Annotated in this window: 13 protein-coding genes; 1 reads left to right on the top strand and 12 read right to left on the bottom strand. The window is 33.0% G+C overall.

Annotation, left to right across the window (positions count from 1 at the left end; translation table 11 throughout):
- From AADI82_RS02555 to AADI82_RS02530, 6 genes are all read right to left on the bottom strand, one after another.
- Window positions 1-181 (bottom strand): hypothetical protein (locus tag AADI82_RS02555; protein ID WP_341214903.1); only part of this gene is annotated, 181 nt, incomplete at its 3' end.
- Between the two features lie 338 nt (window positions 182-519).
- The gene (locus AADI82_RS02550) at window positions 520-975 is read right to left on the bottom strand and encodes a hypothetical protein (protein ID WP_341214902.1); all 456 of its coding nucleotides are present in this window, start codon (window positions 973-975) and stop codon (window positions 520-522) included.
- Between the two features lie 31 nt (window positions 976-1,006).
- Entirely contained in the window at window positions 1,007-2,728 is a 1,722-nt protein-coding gene (locus AADI82_RS02545; protein WP_341214901.1) for a LamG domain-containing protein, read from the bottom strand.
- 74 nt (window positions 2,729-2,802) lie between these two features.
- On the bottom strand, window positions 2,803-4,425 hold the full coding sequence (locus AADI82_RS02540) for a RagB/SusD family nutrient uptake outer membrane protein (protein ID WP_341214900.1): 1,623 nt from the start codon (window positions 4,423-4,425) through the stop codon (window positions 2,803-2,805).
- Window positions 4,426-4,428: 3 nt separating this feature from the next.
- Entirely contained in the window at window positions 4,429-7,728 is a 3,300-nt protein-coding gene (locus AADI82_RS02535; RefSeq protein ID WP_341214899.1) for a TonB-dependent receptor, read from the bottom strand.
- A 185-nt stretch (window positions 7,729-7,913) separates the two neighbouring features.
- Window positions 7,914-9,077, bottom strand: coding sequence for a FecR domain-containing protein (locus AADI82_RS02530; protein ID WP_341214898.1), 1,164 nt, complete (start codon window positions 9,075-9,077; stop codon window positions 7,914-7,916).
- 208 nt (window positions 9,078-9,285) lie between these two features.
- Between AADI82_RS02530 and AADI82_RS02525 the strand changes: the two genes are divergently transcribed.
- Entirely contained in the window at window positions 9,286-9,819 is a 534-nt protein-coding gene (locus AADI82_RS02525; RefSeq protein ID WP_341214897.1) for a sigma-70 family RNA polymerase sigma factor, read from the top strand.
- A 50-nt stretch (window positions 9,820-9,869) separates the two neighbouring features.
- Here AADI82_RS02525 and AADI82_RS02520 read toward each other — a convergent pair whose 3' ends face one another.
- The 6 genes from AADI82_RS02520 to AADI82_RS02495 form a co-directional block, all read right to left on the bottom strand.
- Complete coding sequence (locus AADI82_RS02520; RefSeq protein WP_341214896.1) at window positions 9,870-10,631, bottom strand: IclR family transcriptional regulator; 762 nt, start codon at window positions 10,629-10,631, stop codon at window positions 9,870-9,872.
- 652 nt (window positions 10,632-11,283) lie between these two features.
- On the bottom strand, window positions 11,284-12,654 hold the full coding sequence (locus AADI82_RS02515; RefSeq protein WP_341214895.1) for a TlpA disulfide reductase family protein: 1,371 nt from the start codon (window positions 12,652-12,654) through the stop codon (window positions 11,284-11,286).
- A gap of 125 nt (window positions 12,655-12,779) precedes the next feature.
- Window positions 12,780-13,949, bottom strand: a complete 1,170-nt coding sequence (locus tag AADI82_RS02510; protein WP_341214894.1) for a TlpA disulfide reductase family protein — start codon at window positions 13,947-13,949, stop codon at window positions 12,780-12,782.
- A gap of 26 nt (window positions 13,950-13,975) precedes the next feature.
- Complete coding sequence (locus AADI82_RS02505) at window positions 13,976-14,626, bottom strand: hypothetical protein (protein ID WP_341214893.1); 651 nt, start codon at window positions 14,624-14,626, stop codon at window positions 13,976-13,978.
- 196 nt (window positions 14,627-14,822) lie between these two features.
- A complete protein-coding gene (locus tag AADI82_RS02500) occupies window positions 14,823-16,211 on the bottom strand; it encodes a RagB/SusD family nutrient uptake outer membrane protein (RefSeq protein WP_341214892.1) in 1,389 nt (462 codons plus the stop codon).
- Between the two features lie 20 nt (window positions 16,212-16,231).
- Window positions 16,232-19,828: a SusC/RagA family TonB-linked outer membrane protein gene (locus tag AADI82_RS02495; protein WP_341214891.1), complete on the bottom strand. Its 3,597-nt coding sequence runs from the start codon at window positions 19,826-19,828 to the stop codon at window positions 16,232-16,234.
- Window positions 19,829-19,888 lie beyond the last annotated feature (60 nt).

Genomic DNA, 19,888 nt, shown 5'->3' with positions numbered 1-19,888 from the left:
CCCAAATTAGTGCCCCTATAATACCATTGCCTAATGGGATGCCCTCATCCCAGCTTTTTGCCAATGTGGTAGATACTAAATCATGGTCGCCAAATGTAATGGACAACTCTTTCTTTTTTTGGGCACAGGATGATAATACCAATACAAACACTAATAGATATGCTATTTGATTAAATTTCATGGAATTTTTGTTTATGTGATTAGAATTTACTTTAACAGGCATTTTTATAGCGGATTAAAATACAAAATATTTATATATAAATGATTTATTCAATAATAAATTATAACAAACCACTTTTTTTATGAAATGCGTCATTACAAAGAGGTTGATACCAACCGATAATCATTGGAGAATTGCATCTAACCATTAAAAACAAGAAAATATAAACAAATGAACTTTTATTTTATTAATTGAAAACTAATGGAGATTAACATAAAATCAGAATTAAGTTGTACAGTCTATTTGTCAGTAAAAAAAAGCCCACCATAAGTGGGCTTTTCGTAAATAAGCATCAAATTTTAATTAAAATCGTAGTCCTCTAAATTGTTACTAAACTTAAAAGGATAACTGTAACCTATTACACCTTCACGATTAATGGCGTAAAATCGTGCATAATAAACAGTATCTAGAACGGTTAATGCTCCTATTTCAGCATAGGCAATATTTTTATTAAACGTTCCTATAGATGTCTCATTAGCATCTTTTTCAGGAAATTGTACTTCATCTTCATCAGAAGTCTTCTTGATTGTCCAACATACACCAACCTCTTCGATGGACGCTCCTCCATCTAGCCATACTCTAGTAGATAACTTAGCAAAACTTTCTCCAATAATTGGATTGTCATTTTCATCTATTTGAAAACTTGGAACAGCCAATTTAGGTGCTTCTGCATCAGTAGAACAACTGTTTAAACAAAAGGTAATTACCATTGTTAACAGTACTGCTTTAAAAATATTTATAGTGAAATTTTTCATATACTTAATGTTTTTATTTATAATAATATATTTAATATAAATCTTCTACTTCCTCTGGAGTAAGAACATAATCAAATATCATTGTATTAGCTACTTTACCTGTAAATGGAACACCGTATGTTCCAGTGCCATCTTGACCAATCCTAATAGGTAGGCCACTATTCATGTCACCAATGCCAGACATATCAACACTTGCAAAGAATTGGGCATCCTGATAGACTGAACAGTTTCCACTTCTATCAAATGTAATTGTTAACATATGCCAATCACCATCATTAACTACATCTCCACTGACATCTATACGGTTAGATCCATCTCCTGCATTTAATTTCCAGTTACTTCCAAGGAAAGCCAAAACAAATCCCTTGTTTGATCCTCCATTCCAATCCTTATCAGATAAGAAACCAGGGTCACTATTAGTAGCGGTAGTATTAATCCATGTAGAGATAGTAAAGTCACCATCATACCTAAAATCTAAATCTGAATCCATATCTAAACTTGCATAATTAGACCCATCAAATTCATAAGTAAAACGTCCAGATTCACTTGTAGTTACAGCTCCATTATTGGTGACAGAAATATTTTTTGTAACACCTGATTGGGTTTTTAATATCGCTCCACTATATTGTGTAGCAGCCATTACTGCCTCTGAATCGGTAAGTGCGTAGTCATAGAAAGTTACATCTCCTACCATACCATTATACCAACTACCATAACTTCCTGTACCATCCTGACCTATTCTTACAGGCATTCCACTTGACATATCTGCACCATTCAAAGCAGAAATATCTGCACTTGTTATTGCTACACCATCTTGGTAAATAGTTACATCTCCAGCTCTATCGATAGTAGCCATTAAATAATGCCATTCACCATCATTAATAGCTGTTCCATTAAGGTCTGCACGATTTGAACCATCTCCTATATTTAGCTTCCAATTACTCCCTAAATATGCAAACACAAATCCCTTGTTTGACCCTCCATTCCAATCCTTATCACCAATAATTGATGGATCACTATTGGTTGCTGTGGTATTTACCCAAATTCCTACTGAGAAATTTCCAGTGCCTCTAAAACCTAAATTACTATCATTGATTTCAACTTGATCGTCCACGCCATCAAATTCCAGTATACTACCAACATAAGGATCTTTAACTTTTGATGTAACAGCATCTGCCGTATTAATTCTTAATGTTTTTTGGTTTTTTCTTACTAAGAAAACGAATTCATCACCTGGAACGGAAGGTTCCCTTCCTTCAAGCCTTTGGATAACTATAGACGTTTTGCCCATAGATGGATTTTTGAAACCAGACTGACCAGAATCAGCATAAGTAACATTAAAAACTATGACTACTTTTTCAAACTCCTCTAAACCCAATTGAGTAACATCAGTAGTAAAAAAACTAGATTTATAGCCTCCTTCAATTTCTGAAAAATTATTAATTTCCATAAGCACTGAATTATCTGCTCCTGAAACTACTTCTATTTTTTGTGGTATTGATTGTGTAATCACAGCCAATTCTATAGGTTGGCTTTCTGAGTAAGATTCATAATGCCTTGGATCATATTCTAATTCTACAAGTTCAGCATTTGTATATTCAAGGCCTGTTTTTGGATTAACATGATAAACATAAAGTTCTGATTTACCTTCCAGTCTATCATCTCCATTAAAATCCTCATCACTACACCCTATAATGGCAATTAGTGTAAGAGCCAAAAGAGGTAGAATTTTATTTATATATATTTTTTTCATTTGTCTTTCTGATTAGTTAGTTATTATATCTCATTTAAGTTGAACAATAAAGTCCAATTAATCATGAAATATTTCTAATTGTAAAAAGGGTTTTGATCAATATTGGGGTTTGAATTTATCTCACTTTGAGGTATTGGCCACAAATAATCTCTTTGCGGATTAAACGACCTAAAATCGATTACCCTAGGGACATATTGCCAATCTTCGGTTGTTCCCATACCATCACCAGGATAAGCCATATTCCCTAAATATTCGGGATCATACCCCAAAGCATCGACCATTACGTCTTCCATTATTCTCCAACGACGAATATCACTTAGTCTATGGCCTTCAAAAACTAACTCAATCCTACGTTCATTTCTAATTACTTCCCTCATTTCAGACTGGCTTAAAGCAGGCATTGCAGCACTTAATGTGGTCATTCCTACTCTGTTTCGTAATTCATCAATAGCTGCATATACCGTAGCATCTGGACCAGAGGCCTCATTTTTAGCCTCAGCATAATTTAACAATACTTCGGCATAACGAATAAACAGTTTATTGTTTCCTTCTCCGTTATTTCTATCCATTTGCTTACCATCATTTATCCATTTTTTAGGCTTAAAACCTGAACCTCCCAAAATCCAGTTTTCTTCAAATCTACCACCTATTCTTCCCCAAAATTCGATGGTCCAGGGTGCTCCTGGATAATAAATAGACATGGATAATCGTGGATCACGATTCATATAAGGATTGTCAGGATCATAACCAGAACTTGGATCAGTAATTGGAAGACCATTAGCCATGTAATAAGATTCTGCTAATTGTAATGTGGGCAGATAAGATGGCCACCATTCCATAAGTGGCATCTGAAAAAATGAAGGGTTGGTTTGTGGCGTGTAAAAAACCTCCAATATGGCTTCAGAATTTGTTACGGCACTTTCATTTTCTTCTAAAAACAGGCCTTCATAATCGGGGAACAGGCTATACACACCTAGATCCATACACTCTTTTGCTGCATCAGCCGCTTCAGCCCACATTTCGTTATATAACAACACTCGTGATTTAAGTGCCAGTGCAGCTCCTTTTGTTATCCGACCTATATTTTTAGCATCTGAATACTTTAAAGGAAGTTCCGGAATAGCTTCGTTTAAATCTTTTATAATTTGAGCAACTGTTTCCGCTTTTGGTGTGTTTTCAGGCTGTCCGTTCTCTAAATCGGCTGTAACAATAATTAACGGTACATTTCCAAAAAAGTTAATCAAATCAGCATAATACCAGGCTCTTAAAAATTTTGCTTCGGCGGTATATCGAGGAATATTATCTGAAGTAAAATTAGGGCTTTCCATGGCGTCTAAAAACGAATTGGCTCTAGCAATCCCTAAATAGTTTCTATCCCATTTCCATGCTACTCTAGTTGCTTCTGCGGTTACCGTTCCTCTTGCAAAATCGGTAGCGCCTTCCCAGGGCGAACGGTTAAAGGCATTGTCCGACATCACGTCCAAATAGAAAGATTGTACTTTAGCATATGATGCGTCTGTTTCAAAATAATCTAATTTTTTATATACACCATTTAACATGATTTCCGCTGTTGCCTCAGATTCTATATAGGCATTTGGAGTAGCAAAATCTTTTGGAGAAGTTTCCAAATAGTCACTACATGAAAATATTAACAGGGATGTTAATATGATAGTTGTAATTTTATTTTTTAATTTCATAGCTTAAAAATTTAAGTTTAATCCTATTGAATAAATCCTTGATTGTGGGTGCTGCAAAGTATTGGTAGTAGTACTTGGCTTTTCTGGGTCAAATCCGTAACGCATTTTTGTCCATGTAAATGCATTCTGTATATTACCATAAACTCTAGCATGAGATAAGGACAATACGTCTAATATTTTTTTGGGTATTTTATAACCTACGGTTATATTCTTTAACCTTAAATAAGAGGCGTCTTCCAAATAATAATCAGATACAATATCGAATCTATTAGGTTCACTATATAATCTTTGCACGTTGGTATTTGGATTTTCTGGAGTCCATGCATTTCGATACCATTCACCTGTTCCTGCAGAACCTCCGTGAAATGGAGCAGTCACCATACCTTGATTTAAGGAATTAACCCCTGAAACTCCTTGAAAGAATAAGTTCAGGTCAAAGCTTTTCCATTCAAATCCAAGATTTGCAGAGTATATCCAATCTGGATAAGGTTTTCCAATCAATGTTTTATCATCAGCATTTATTACACCATCTTCATTAATATCGGTAAATTTTATATCACCAGGTTGAGCAACCAAACCTGCATACGCATTGCCTGAGGTTGAAGATAAATGACTATCAATATCAGCCTGAGATTGATATAAGCCTTCTGTTTTATAGGCGAAAAATGAATTAAATGCTTCTCCTTCCTTCCATATCAAATCACCAAAAATAATAGGGTCTTGTCCTGCTAAATCAGTAATTTTATTTGTTGTATGCGAAGCAGTAATATTGGCATTGATTTTAACATCCTTAATTTGCCCCTTATAGTTTATTAAAACTTCTAATCCTTTATTCTCCATTGCTGCAGCATTTTGAAATGGCAGTGTTGATAGCCCTAATGTGCTTGACAGAGGAAGTTGCATCAAGATATCTGAATTCTTCTTAACAAAATATTCAATAGTACCACTAATTTTATTTTTAAGAATCCCGAAATCAAGACCAAAATTTAATTGCTCCGAGGTTTCCCAAGTGGTTCCTCTATTAGCAAGTTTAGTTACAGCACCAGCTGGATATAATGTATTGTTAAAATTGTGCGAAATATTTAAACTAAGTTCATCCGAGGCGGCATAATATTGCCCTATACTTTCATTTCCAAGTTTACCCCATGACACTCTTAGTTTTAAATTATTGAATAGACCATTACTTTCCTTGATAAAGGGCTCTTCTGAAATTCTCCAACCAATAGATGCAGATGGGAAAGACCCCCACTTGTCTAAAAATCTTGAACTTCCATCTCTTCTTAAAACACCTTCAATTAAATATTTGTCCTTGAAATTAAGCCCAAATCTTCCAAAATAAGACAACCAAGCGCCATCATATGCCCTTCCACTATTCTTTTGTGTACTAGCATCTCCAACACTTAAGTTTGGAAGATTAGCCGAAAAATTTTCTCTACTAGCCGATTTCCAGTCATATACGTAATCTCTGGCTTCATAAGCAACCATTACATCCATATTAAGGTCCTTAACCAACTCTTTGGAATAGTTTAATTGTGCATTGAATAATCTAGTTAAAGATGTTTCATTTTGAGTAAGCAAACTTGATACAGTAGGAGTTTGTGGGTTTAACTCTCCATTTGGCAGAAATCCAAAAAGTGTAACTGAAGGATTCCATGATTCAAACAATCTTGATGTTCTGTACAAATTATAGGAAGCTTTGGCACTAAGCCCTTCCATTATATTTAATGTTGCAGCCATTCTTACATTAATAGGAGATGTATTCGTATTCGTATAACCTCCTATTGCAGCTTTTGCCCATTTATCTCCATATGCATTATAACCTACACCTGGTAAATATCGTCTAGACGTGGAAGGAGCTACATAGATAAAATACATAGCAGAATCGATTCCTCCATCAGGTAAATCTCCTGTACGTTGGTCATATCCCGAGAAATTCAAATCGACCTTCAATCTATTATCTAAAAAACTTGATGTAAAATTTGTTCTAAAAGTTAGTTTTTTAGTTTTGCTACCATCAGCTATACCATCTTGGTCTAAATAACCGATGGCTGCAGAGTATTGAAAGGCCTCTGATCCACCAGATATATTAATATGGTTATCTATAATGGTAGCTGTCTGAAACACATCAGAAACCCAGTCATAATCTGTAGGATATAATATTGGATCTACATTATTCCTGAATAAATTCATATATTCATCGGTATACCATGATGGAAATATTCCTCCATTAGAATTCGCTTGAGCTTGAGCTCTAAGCTCTAAATACTCTACTCCTTTTAACAGTTTTGGTATTTCGGTAACCTCTTGAACTCCATAGTAACCTTTATAATTCACTTTCATTTGTCCTGTTTTTCCTTTCTTGGTCGTAATAACAATTACCCCATTGGCAGCACGGTTACCATAAATAGCTGATGAAGCTGCGTCCTTTAATACCGAAACAGATTCCAAATCGTTAGGATTAACATCATCTAGAGACCCTATCATACCATCAATAATTATTAGGGGATCACTATTACCAAAAGTACTTACCCCTCTAATTAAAATTTTTGCATCATCACTTCCAGGCTGCCCTGAAGTTTGTGAAATAAATGCACCTGCAACAAGTCCCTGTAATGCTGCACTCGTGTTAGTAAGAGGTCTACTTTCAATACTTTCTAATTCCACCGACTCTACGGCTCCTGTTAAGTTTATTTTCTTTTGTGTGCCATATCCAACAACCACTACTTCATCCAACTCGGATGCTGATTCTTGTAAAGCTACAGTTATATTAGATTCGTTGTTTAGAGCAACCTCCTTAGATGCAAAACCGATGTAAGAAACAACAATAACAGCAGTGCCAGACGAAACGTTCAAGGCGAACTTTCCATCAAAATCAGATTGGGTACCGTTATTGGTTCCCTTCTCAAGTATAGTAGCTCCTGGCAAAGGAACACCACCTGTATCGGTAATGGTTCCTGTAATCTGATATTGAACGATATCTTTAGTGGGTTCAACATTATTAACAGCTTTTTTTGTTAATAAAATCAACCTATCATATAACTCATAATTAATATCTGAGTCTTTAAATAAAGAGCTCAAAATACGAGCTATTTTTTTGTTTTTAAAGTTTAATGTGACCAAGCGATTCAAGTCTAATAGATTAGACTCATAAACAAAACGAAATTCGGAAATAGATTCTATTTGTTTAAATGCTTCTTCCAAGCTTACATTTTCAAGTTCCAATGAAATTTTAGTGACTTGAGAGTATGTGTTCGCTTCAACTTTAAATAGTGAAATTATTAAAAGTAAAGTTGTTAATTTCATTTTTAAATCAATTTTGGGAAGTAAACGTGTACATACCCTAGTTATGAACTTTTTTTTCATAATTTTGTTTTGGATTTAATAATTTAGTTAGTTATTTAATTCACTTTATAAAAACGGAAAGTGCTGAACCCACTTTTCGTTTTTTCCTCATTCTTAGGTACTTTTTTAATTCATTGGCATCGATTTTAATTAATTATTATTTTGTTATCTACTTTTTCAAACGAAAATGGATATATCTTACTAATTGCTGATAGTATAACTTCAATACTTTCCTTCTCTACGTTAAAGGAAGCATTAAAACGTTTCTCTTTTAACACATCGTTATTTACGTTTATTGAAACATTATATCTGCGTTCTAATTTCTTTACCATATAAATAAAAGGTGCGTCCCTAAAAAGAAGATCACCTTTAATCCATGAAGTATACAGTTTTACATCTACAGAGCTTTTAGTGGCCTCACCATCCTGTTTATTCCATGAGCCTTTATATCCAGGGTTTAAAGTGTAGCTTTTGTTTTTGGCACTATTAAATGATATTTGAACTTTTCCTTCAACTAAAACGGTATGTTCTTCATCTTCCTCAGGGTAAGAAGACATATTAAACTCAGTTCCCAAAACCTGAACTTCCATATTGTTAGATTTAACAACAAATGGATGTTTGGTATCCTTAGTCACTTTAAAAAATGCTTCTCCTTCTAAAATTAGAACTTCACGTTTACGCCCAGGTAAAAACTTTACTGGATATTTAACTTTTGTCCCTGCATTTAAATAAACCAATGTACCGTCTGACAACTCTAAATTAAAAATTTTGTTACCAAAAGGAACATATAATTCATTATAAACCAACTCATCAATTTTAGAGTCAATTTTATAGCTTAACTTATTTTTTTTCTGAATACCCAAAACACTGCCTTGGGAAGAAAGCCATTCTTTACTTTTATCTTGTTCTATAATATTAACTCCTTCTGATGAAATCAATTTAATTGAATTATCGTTTGCTAAATCAAAAGCCACTTTTTGCATTTTGGGCTCTTGTTTATTAACAGAAAAATCATTGAACAAAAAATGAACAGATAAAAACACGCCAATAAAAACTGCTGCGTACTTTAAAATAGTTATATTAAATTTACCTTTTCGTTTCTGAAAAGCTATTTTCTTTCTAAGCTTGCCCCATTCTTCTTCTTTATCGATAGAGTTTAAAAGAACTAGAACATCTTGTACCGTACCATCATCTATAATCTCTTTTATTAAATTCTGTTCATCTATTGATAAGCTTCCAAATAATTCCTTATTTATTCTCTTTGAATCATTAAAAGATTTCAATATGGTTTTTATCACATCTGTATTCATTAACTTTTTATCTTATACACCAATTAAACTGTATTATCACTAAATAACAATCTAACATCATTACATATATAGTTGAGATTTTAAAAAAAAAGGGTGACACTTTTTATGTTTTTTTTTAAAATTGGTTTTTCAAGATTTCAAGAAATATTATGTTTTATAATTATATTTAAATATTTTTTTTATATTTGAATAATTTGCTACAAACAAAATGACTAACAAAGATGTAATCATAGAAAAGTATTATAAAGATAATTACACTTATCTTTTACTTTTATCTTATAAAGTAGTTAAGGATAAGGATGCAGCAAAAGATATAGTACAAGAATTTTTCTTACAACTTTGGCAACGAAAAGATTTGCTTGTTTTAAACAAGTCTTTTAAAACTTACTCAGCTAAAGCCATAAAAAATCTGAGCGTGATTCATGTGCGAAAAAAGAAAAAAGAAAAGCTTATTATAGAACAACTAAAAATTAATACGTTAGAAAAGAACACAGGCGTTCACAGTCCCAGTCTTAGTTTCAATTCTAAAATGATTTATTTTCTTGATTTACTCCCTGAAAAGAGGCGAAATATACTCATTTCATCTGTTATTTATGGTCATAAATATTCTGATATAGCAGAAGACAATAATATATCTATAAATAGTGTAAAGACTCAAATAAAAAGAGCATATTCGTTTTTTAGAGAAAATTACAATTATGTAAAAATATTATTTTTATTAGCCTGTTTACAGACCCTGTAACCATTCTCCAAACTTCATATTTTATTTATTTAAAAAAAATATTTCCTAGGTTAAGTGTTAATACCCAAATTCTTATAAATACTTGTTACAGTTTCCAATAATTTATTAATAATTTTATCTGAGTCAAGTAATTCTTGTAATTGTCCAGAAAGTATTGTTACTGCTAAAACCCCGTTAATATTTATTTCGGGAATATAAATTGGTACGCCAACATCTATAACACCCTTGGTATTTTGGCTTTCATTTATAAGATACCCTTTATCTTTAATTAAATTTATTTTCTCAAAGTATTGGGATTTTTCTTTTTCTGTTAAATCAATAAATCTGGATTCTTTATTTAAATATAGTAATTGCTCTTCTTCATTTAATTGGGATAAGATTATATATCCTGAAGTCGATGCATATAAAGGAAATCTACTACCTACTTCAACAGAAAGCGACACAGGTCCTGGACTAGAACATTGCGAAATAATTACAAACTCTCCATGATTTAGAATAGATAAATGACACGATTGTTTGGTAAAAGCTGCCAATTCCTGCATTGGATATAATGCAGCAATTCTTAACGAATATAAAGGAGGGTGTCTATGTGATAAATAATACAATTTTAAGGATAGTTTGTACTTTCCCGAAACTTGGTTTTTTACTATATATCCTCTTTCCTCCAAACACACCAACATCCTATAAATTTCATTTTGTTTCTTATTAACCCCTAAAGCTATTTCAGTTTGTGATTGATCAATGGCCTGTTTAGAAAGATATTCTATGATATCTAATCCCTTGTCTAAAGCTGGAGAATTATATTTTGTCATTATAAATAATTAAGGGACAGTTGAAAATATGGTTTTTCTATTTTAAGATTTAAAAAGAATTTATCTAGAACTCCAACAAATATATAAAAATGTAATGTATTTAAGTTTTTAAGACAATTCAATGTTTTAAGTTTTACAACTTAAAACAAACTACCAAAGTAATTAAAACACTGAATTTAACCAAGGACATACAAATTTAATTTTGAAATTGGAGAGCTCTTTATTCACAACCTAAAAAGTTCAAATTAGACTGTAGGCTTAAACTTGTGTAATTATTTTATCTCTTCCAATTTAGAAATATGACAAAATATAGAACAATTACACTCTTTTTTAGGATATAAAACTCCTTATAAAATTGAACAAGAATTTTATCAAGTTAAATATGTGGAATAGGTCTTAGAAAATTTGTCCGACTTTTTGTTGAAAGTCCAGTTCCAGAAAAGGTTTTATCCTTAAACTCTAAATTAAGTAAAATTTATTCATTTTCTATATTTAAATTTCCTGTAGTTTTATTTTCTTTTGCAATAACCCATTTAAATCTTCCTGCTTCTTTATGTAGCGACTAACTCAAATAAGATAAAGTAACAATATAAAGATTAATGCTTATACTAATTAGAAAGTAAGCTGTTTAATATTAAAAAGTGTTTAAACATTATAGATACTGATTAATTAGCTTTTCTAGATCCCCAGAAGAAGGTAATGGAGCAAAAACATCTACAATATTAAAACTCTTGTCAATTACAAAAAACCTTGGTATGCCAGCAACTTTATAATTGGTAAGTTGGCTTCTGTTTATTTGTAATTGGTTTCCAACGGCTTCATTTTTTTTAAAATAGTCTCGCCAAACGTTTTCAGTATCGATGGAAAGGGAAATAAGTTCAACATTATCATTTCCTTGGTATGTTTTTTCAAGAGCTTCAAAAAATGGTTTCTCCTGCATACAAGGGCCACACCACGTTGCCCATAAATCCAATACAATCACTTTTCCCTTATAATCACTTAATTTAACCGAACTACCATCCAGTTTTGTAAAAGTAAGATCTGATGCAGGATTGCCTTTAGTAATTAATGCATACTCTTTTTCAAGTTCTTTTAACACAGTAGCATAGTCTGGGTTCGCTACTTTTTGTACACCAGCTTTCAATTTATCTCCCAATTCATTTGAATATCCTTTAAATCTTAAACCATTCACCAAATCGGCTGTTATGAGATAGTCCTGTAAATTATTATCCAATTCAGGAAGCTCATGATTACGTCTAAACTCCTCATCTTTTAAAGAATATAGTATAGATTGAAATACTTCCAGTTGCAGGTAATTAGTATTATTAAAGTCGCTTAAGTACGGTTTTATATAAGGTATAAAATAGTTATTTGCTTCTTTGGTCTTTGCGAAGAAGTCTTCGTTAGTCATTTCACCTTTCCCCAATTTTTTATAGTATAAATAATATAAATTCTGTAATGAGTTAACATAATCAAATTTAATACGTGCTTTTTCCAAATCTTTAAAATCTTCCGAAACATGGCTAAGACTATCGAGTTCTTCCATGCGGTTATCTAAAAAATTTTTAAAAGCACTGGGCATCTCTTGGTAAGTTTCTATCTTTGAAGCAATATCATTACCTCCCCAAAAAGAGCCTGCTTTAGGGTAGGGCAAGTTTCTTAAATAGTTATTCGCTTCCGCCCCTATTCCTTTAAAAGAAGCAAAAGCACGGTCTCTAGTATCTAAATCTGTTATTAAGCTATCGCCTGGGGATAGGTATAAAAAAGTTCTGCCTATTTGAAAATAAGTTGGTTTTTCTAGCTCGAATGTGTAATTAAAATATTTGTTTTCGCTTAATACAATAGGATGAATTATCTCTTTAAAAAAAAGGAATTGAGAGGACACATTCTTCATATATAGTGTGTCTTGCTCATAATTGGTTATTGCTCCCTTTAGAATTACTTTTTTATTTTCTTTAACTGGAGCTTCTTTGCAGCAAATACTAAAAATTACCAGTGCCAGCAGATATATTGTTTTTTTCATTTTAAGTACGTGTTATAAATATAATTGTTTGGGTCAATAAAACCCCGTGTTGACTTTTTTTGCTCAGAAACATCCAGCATGCCTTTAAAAAAGTGCCTCATCTTAGCAATAATACCAATATGGGCTTAATTAACAGTTGCCTCATCCCCATATATTTCCGATAGTTTTTTCATCAAATCTTCACCACGAATTTCATACCCTTTGGCAATAATCCTGCCCTCTGGGTCTAGTAAAAAGGGAGAAGGAATCCCACTAATATTATATAGTTTAGAGGTTGGGTCTTTCCATCCCAATAAATTAGAGACCTGCGTCCATGGTAATTTATCATCCTCAATAGCTTTAAGCCATTTTTCCCTTGCTCCAGGAAAGTCATAGGACACCCCTAAAACTTCAAATCCTTTGTCTTTATATGTATTATATGCTTTAACAACATGAGGGTTTTCTGCCCTGCACGGCCCGCACCAAGAGGCCCAAAAGTCCAAGAGTATATATTTTCCCCTAAAGGAAGATAGTGCTATTGGATTGCCATCGACATCTGGCATGGTGAAATCTGGGGCAATAGCACCAATTTGAACATTTTTCATGATTTCAGCCCTCTCGTGCAGATTTTTAAATAAGGATGTTTCCTTATAGGAATCTGGATAGGCATTTAAAATGCTGTCAAGCTTATCTGGGTCATAACTAAAACGTAATGATGAGTTTAAAACATATAGAGCGGTCCCGTTGGTGTGATTGGACACATAATCTTTATAATATTTTCTCTTTTGATTTAAATTTAGGTTGAACAGCGAGTCCAAAGGCCTTCTGTTTTCAGGCACCATATGCTTGTTTTCGCTTACTAAATTTGACCACTCTTTGTTTATTTTTTTTTCATTGTCTAGTAATTCCTTTTGTCCGTTCAGGTATTCATTATATAAAAGTTGTTCTTTTCCCCCACTGTTTACTACAGCACTCATTATTGCATCATCTTCATTGTTTTTTAAACTTATTTGAATATCATGGGTGCCAGCAAAAAAAAGAGCGTTCTTAATATCTGTTTTTTCAATAGCAAGCTGATATATTTCTTCTTTGGATTCCTTTTTTATTTCTAACACAATGTTTTTATCTTTTTCGATTAAAGCAGAATCCACTTTATGATAGTCCAAAGTTTTGTTAACATATAAGTACTTACCAATTATATTATCTGTATTTAAGTGCTCAACTTTTATCTGGAAGCTATCTTTTTCTTTTTTACATCCAACAAGTAAGCTTGCAAGAAATATGCTTGTTATAACAATTTTTATTTTTTGTTTCATGTGTATCTTTTTATTTAATTTTAAGATTATAATGATAAAATGACTTCCCAACTTCCTTTTTTATAAATATCGAAGATTACCTTATAGGAAAAAGAATCGACCTGAAAAGAAATATCTACTCGTTTTAAGGGGAATTGAGCATTAACTAATACGACACCATTTCTGTTTTCGACAACTGTATTGTTTATATCGGACAGGGTTAGTTGTGGTGTTATTTTAGTTCCATTGGAATATATTGTGATTCTAACTTCATTTTGATTTATGGAGACTTCCTGAAAATTGATGTTCTTTACACCCTGTTGAGATATGATTTTATACGGATATTTGTACTCTCCTAAATATACGTTTTTTTTAAAAAAACCTTTTTTAATCACTTTTTTTCCCGATGGGTCAATGCTAATGAGTTCGCCTTCTCCATCCATATAACCTTTTGAAAAGTTCCCTTGATACAAATTTCCGTTACCCCATTTATAAATCCCGTATCCGTGCGGCAATCCCTTTTTAAAGACCCCTTCATAATAATCGGTTTCACCCCATGCTTTTCCATTACCATCGGCCAAGCCCTTTTTGCAATCTCCTTCATATTTTCCGGAAAGCTCGGGAAGTTTTACTTTACAGTCCGTGCCATAAGCCGATAACGTAAAAACCAATATTAGCATGCTTAATATGTGTCTCATAATATTTTGATTTATATAACAATATTTTATTGTTTACAAGGGTTTATTGTTTTTAAACTTAGAATTGAAGGAAACCCCGAGGTAAAACCTCGAGGGATTCATTCCTTTATATTCTATAAATGGTTTACTCAATCTGTTTTAGAATTATTAATAACTGAGTTATTTTTACTTTTTTTAAACAGCATTTGTGTCTTATTTAATCTCTTGGATTTTGTGTCCAACCTTGAGCAAAATTTAAAGCCTGGCTAGGTATGGGCAGTACCCAATTATTATCTCCAGGATTTAAGGTATAATCTACTCCGTTTACAGTATGTGTTACCGTTTTAGCAGTTGCTGGATCAAGGTTCAATCGTTTTAAATCAAATAGACGCATCCCAATCATAAACAATTCTCGTCTTCTTTCTTCCAATACAAAAGTGAGTGCTTCAGACTTGGTTGCGAAATCTGCTGAAGTCAAGTTTACATAATTAGGGATCCTCTTTGATCGTAAAGCATTCAAATCCGTAACCACGTCTTCTATAGTTCCATTCGTCAATCTCGCATTACATTCTGCTCTAATTAAATACATTTCTGGTACAGAAACAGCATGGTTTACATCGTGAGCATAGCCGTTTCTATAAGATCCGCCACAAATATATTGCCATCCAATAGCAGGGTCGTAAACCCATGAACAACTGCTTAAATGATTAAAGCGACTGTCGTTAGCATCAAAAGAGTTTAATAAATTATCACTTACCTTTCCTGCATCAAAGCCTCTTGTATAACCGTAGAGACGCATAATATACTGCTCTGATAAATAACCTGAAACAAGATCAACATTGTAATCTCCTATTTCTCCTTTTTCTGAAATGGCCAAGGATGCATTTTTTAGGGCCTCTTCATAATTGTTCATTGACAAATAAAACCTTGCCAACATTCCATATCCAGTAGCTTTAGAAGGACGGATTGAATTTTTGGCAAGTTCTGGCAAGTATTGAATGGATTCTTCAACATCCTTGATAATAAAATCATAAACGGCCTTTACGGACGCTCTTTCTGGGACTGATTTTGATAGGTCTGGAATAGTAATTATTGGAACCCCTTCACTTTCTGACGCTGTAGCTTCGGAATATTGCTTGGCAAAGGTATTTACCAACAACCAATATTCGTAAGCCCTACCAACTTTAGCTTCTGCTTCTATAGTCTTTTTGTCATTTTCTGTATAAGTTAATGCTGGAGAAGCCCCATCTATGGATTCTATAACCAGATTATAGGTGTATATATTGTTATAAGGGAGGTTCCAACTGTTTTGTTCGCTTTGATCGTTGAATAAATCCTTATCCCAAGTATAAAGGTTTAGAATAGTGTTGTTTGGATTATCTAAATCTCCCAAATCGCTTTCTTCCGATGTAAAATCATCTGCTGTTAAAAACAACGCATATTCATCAGTAGTTGTGTTTATGGTACGTTCACTTCCATTTAACAATAAATCAAAATCTTCAATCGTGTTTGGGATAACCAACCCTTTAGGATCAACATCTAAATAATCATCACAACTTATAAAAGCCAGACTAATTAATATTATATAATAAAAATGTTTTTTCATGTCTTAAAATTTTATTTTAATTAAAAATTAACAGTAACCCCTAAAGTATAAGATGGTACTGTAGGGAAAAATCTTGCTCCCACACCGTGCCCTTCTGGATCGATTCCTTTTTTGTTCTTTGCCACATAGAATAGATTGTTTGCCCTTAAGTTGAACAGGATGTTATCTACCATACTACCTTTAAGTAAACTTTGCCCTAAAGAATAGGTTAAAATTACTTCCCTTAGCTTTATATAATCCCCATCAACAATGTTCTTTGTACTACGTCTTGTTATACTTGGCCCATAGCTAGATGAACTTAGAATTGGTATATCCGTTATGTTCTCATCTCCTGCCTCTTTCCAGGCATAGGCAGCATCGCTATTAATGTTAGTTGGGGTTCTACCAATAAAGTCGCCATTGTAAGAGTCGCTCAAGAGCACATGGCCTCCATTACCAATAAACATAAATGAGAATGCCAGATTTTTATAATTAAATGTATTGGTAATGGCTCCTGAATAAATAGGATTGGTTGTACCGGCATCTATCATATCTTCCAAATCCACACTGTTCAATGGACTAAAAGAACCATCAAGTACAGCAATGTTGCCGTTGCTTTTTTTAATTGTTCCATATCCATCCTCATTTAAACCGTTCCAATCAAAATGCCAAAATGTATTTGCGGGAGCGCCTTCATAATTTCGAAGACCAGCAGCAAAATAGGCATATTGTTCATCGGAAAAAGCTTTCGTTACACTATTTTTATTATGCCTAAAGGTTATAAAGGTAGACCAACTAAAGTTTTGACTTTGTATGTTTTTTGTGTTTAAGGTCACCTCAATTCCCTTATTGGTAATGTTGGCATCGTTTCTAACCAAATTTGAAAAACCAAGCGTTGGATTGGCTTTGCCATTGGCAATTAAATCGTCTGTCTTTTTAATATAATAGTCAAACCCAATCCCAATTCTATTTTTAAAGATATCCAGATCTACCCCGTAATTTGTAGTTGCGGTTCTCTCCCATCTTAAATCAAGAATTGCTGGTGTTTCTATGGCCAAGGATTGTATATATCCCGACCTATAAGGATATAAAGCCCTTGCAATGTTAAATGGACCATATTCATTAGAAATATTTCCATTGACCCCGTAAGTAAGCCTAAAATCTAATCTATCAATAAATGAGCTATTAAAAAAACTTTCTTCGGAAGCTCTCCATTTACCACCTAAAGACCAAAACGGTTTATATCTATATTTTGGATCTGTTCCAAATAAATTAGATTGATCTATACGTGCGCTACCCGAAAGAATATATTTGTTTTTAAAACCATAGGTAAAATTACCGTATAAAGAAAAATATCTATTTTTTGTCTCAATAAAATCATCATTGAATTCCAAACCGCCAGCTATACTGCCAGTGGGGATGTAAACATTATCTATTGTTCCTTCCAAATCTTTTCTGTTGATAGTTTTAAATAGCAGCGTACTGTCGTCATACCCTAATTTATCTACTACAGTTTGAGTATTAAATACATTTCTTATTTCAGAACCTATAATTGCCAAAACTTCATGATCGTTAAAAATTTGATTAAAATCCAATTGTCCTCTTAAGGTATAGGAATTTCTATTGGCATTGGCCTCTACTATCCTGCCCCCTAAAGGAACATTAAGTTCGTTAATGTCTCCTGTATAGCTTAAAGGTGTTGTATTGTTGATTAGGCTAACCATTTCAAAAGAATTTTTAGAAGACAATCTTGTGTTGTTTGAATTCCCAGATTCATACTGAAAGGCAAATTGTCCTTTAAGGCTTTTTGTAAACTCGGTATTAAGCATAGCCTGAAGTCTAACAGAAATTCCTGTATTATCTGTTGTATACGCTCCCAATTCTTTTAAGGGATAATATGATTCATCCAATAATCCAGCATCAATGAGCCTTTCTATTTCAAGTGGCTCCTTACCTCCAAAAACACCTCCATTATTTGTACCGAAATTTGCAGCTGCAAGTCTAACCGGTAAATAATTTCCATTGGTGTCGATAATTTCTTCATACGAGTTGACACCTCCAAAGACCAAATTATTTGGAACTGGGGTGCTCTTGGAATGGTTAAAGGTTACATTTCCAATGATGTCGATGCTTGTTTTATCATTTATTTTGAAATTGTTTATAAGATCAAAAATAAACCTGTCTGATTGGCTTCCCGTCCATTCAAATTGATTTTTTGTATAATTTAAAGACGTACGAAAAGTATTTCTATCTCCCCCACCACTAATGCTAATATTATGCTGTTGCTCAAATTTTGATTGAAGAAAATACTTCTCAAATTGTTTGGTATTGTCTTTGGTCTTTAAGTTTGCATATATGGCATCGGCCTGTTCTTGGGTAATAAGCCCCTCATTAACTCTAGCGACTGTTTCGTAGACTATGTTGGATGCATTAGCAAAAAAACGACGTCCTGTGGCAGGATTGGTGTTTAACCAATACTCATAGGTATGTACATTAGTAGAAGATAATGCCGCCATTTCTTGAATATCTACTAAATCTGAAGAACTTACCCTATTTAAACGATATGATAAATCTGGTTTATGTGAGGTTGTCAAAACGCTTCTATAGCTTATATTGAGTTTTCCTGATTTCCCCTTCTTTGTTGTAATTACTATAACACCATTAGCTGCTCTTGCACCATATATTGAACTTGAAGCTGCATCCTTTAAAATGTTAACAGATTCAATTTCGTGTGGGTTAATGGTAGAGATATCTCCTTCCATAGGGAAACCATCTACAACTATTAATGGTCTGGAATCACCATTTATACTTGTAACCCCTCTAACATCAAACTTTGTTGATCCTTCTTCTGTGGGGTCTGAATATAATCCCAATCCAGCAACCTGACCTTCTAAGGATTGGAGCAAATTAGAGTTTCCTTTTCGTTCTATGGTTTCCCCTTTAACGGTATTGGTAGCTCCTGTACTTTTGTTTACAGAGATTTTTTGATATCCAGTGAGCAGAACTTCATCCAGACTAGTTACAAGTTCGTTCAGAACAACATTAATAACAGCTTTATTATCAGTTTTTATTTCCTGTATTTCATAACCTAAAAAAGAAAAAATCAATACGTTTTCTGGGCTGGGAACGTCAAGGTTATATTTACCCTCATAGTCAGTTATTGCCCCATCATTAGTCCCTTTAATTAAAACTGTAACACCAGCCATAGGAACACCTTCCTTATCTGTAACAGTACCTGAGGTCTTTTTTTGCAGTTTTTTATCGTACTTCGATTTTTTATTTATAAGAATTGTGTTATTTGTTGAGACGATAATGTTAAGGTTGTCACTAGGTAAGCATTCTTTTAATAACTTGTTTAATCTAATAGTCCCCTTTTTAAGGTACATTCTAGGAAAATCTTTAAATAGATTTTCATGATAAATAAACCTATAATCAGTTTGTGCATCAATAATATCAAAAATCTCATCTACAGTTAATATCTTATCGACATTTATTTTAATTTTAGAATTTTGTGATATTACGTTGTTTGGTGCAAAACTAAATGCTAAGGTGCAGCAAAAAAAGAGAAACACTCTCATAATAATGGTTAATAGTCTTCTTCTATAAAAGAAAACCGGATTAATTAATTTAATTTCCATAAATTTGTTTGTTATTAGTTAGTTAACCTTGTTAAATAATTAGTACGTACAAAGAGGAGT

This window comes from uncultured Wocania sp. (assembly GCF_964021735.1).
GTDB lineage: Bacteria > Bacteroidota > Bacteroidia > Flavobacteriales > Flavobacteriaceae > Wocania_A.
The sequence above is the reverse complement of the archived record's forward strand: the minus strand, read 5'-3'. Positions and strand labels throughout refer to the sequence as shown.

Bases quoted from the DNA above. Each gene is read 5' to 3' on its own strand.
- AADI82_RS02550 (WP_341214902.1), bottom strand. From the start codon at position 975: ATGAAAAATTTCACTATAAATATTTTTAAAGCAGTACTGTTAACAATG.
- AADI82_RS02545 (WP_341214901.1), bottom strand. From the start codon at position 2,728: ATGAAAAAAATATATATAAATAAAATTCTACCTCTTTTGGCTCTTACA.
- AADI82_RS02540 (WP_341214900.1), bottom strand. From the start codon at position 4,425: ATGAAATTAAAAAATAAAATTACAACTATCATATTAACATCCCTGTTA.
- AADI82_RS02535 (WP_341214899.1), bottom strand. From the start codon at position 7,728: ATGAAATTAACAACTTTACTTTTAATAATTTCACTATTTAAAGTTGAA.
- AADI82_RS02530 (WP_341214898.1), bottom strand. From the start codon at position 9,077: ATGAATACAGATGTGATAAAAACCATATTGAAATCTTTTAATGATTCA.
- AADI82_RS02525 (WP_341214897.1), top strand. From the start codon at position 9,286: ATGACTAACAAAGATGTAATCATAGAAAAGTATTATAAAGATAATTAC.
- AADI82_RS02520 (WP_341214896.1), bottom strand. From the start codon at position 10,631: ATGACAAAATATAATTCTCCAGCTTTAGACAAGGGATTAGATATCATA.
- AADI82_RS02515 (WP_341214895.1), bottom strand. From the start codon at position 12,654: ATGAAAAAAACAATATATCTGCTGGCACTGGTAATTTTTAGTATTTGC.
- AADI82_RS02510 (WP_341214894.1), bottom strand. From the start codon at position 13,949: ATGAAACAAAAAATAAAAATTGTTATAACAAGCATATTTCTTGCAAGC.
- AADI82_RS02505 (WP_341214893.1), bottom strand. From the start codon at position 14,626: ATGAGACACATATTAAGCATGCTAATATTGGTTTTTACGTTATCGGCT.
- AADI82_RS02500 (WP_341214892.1), bottom strand. From the start codon at position 16,211: ATGAAAAAACATTTTTATTATATAATATTAATTAGTCTGGCTTTTATA.
- AADI82_RS02495 (WP_341214891.1), bottom strand. From the start codon at position 19,828: ATGGAAATTAAATTAATTAATCCGGTTTTCTTTTATAGAAGAAGACTA.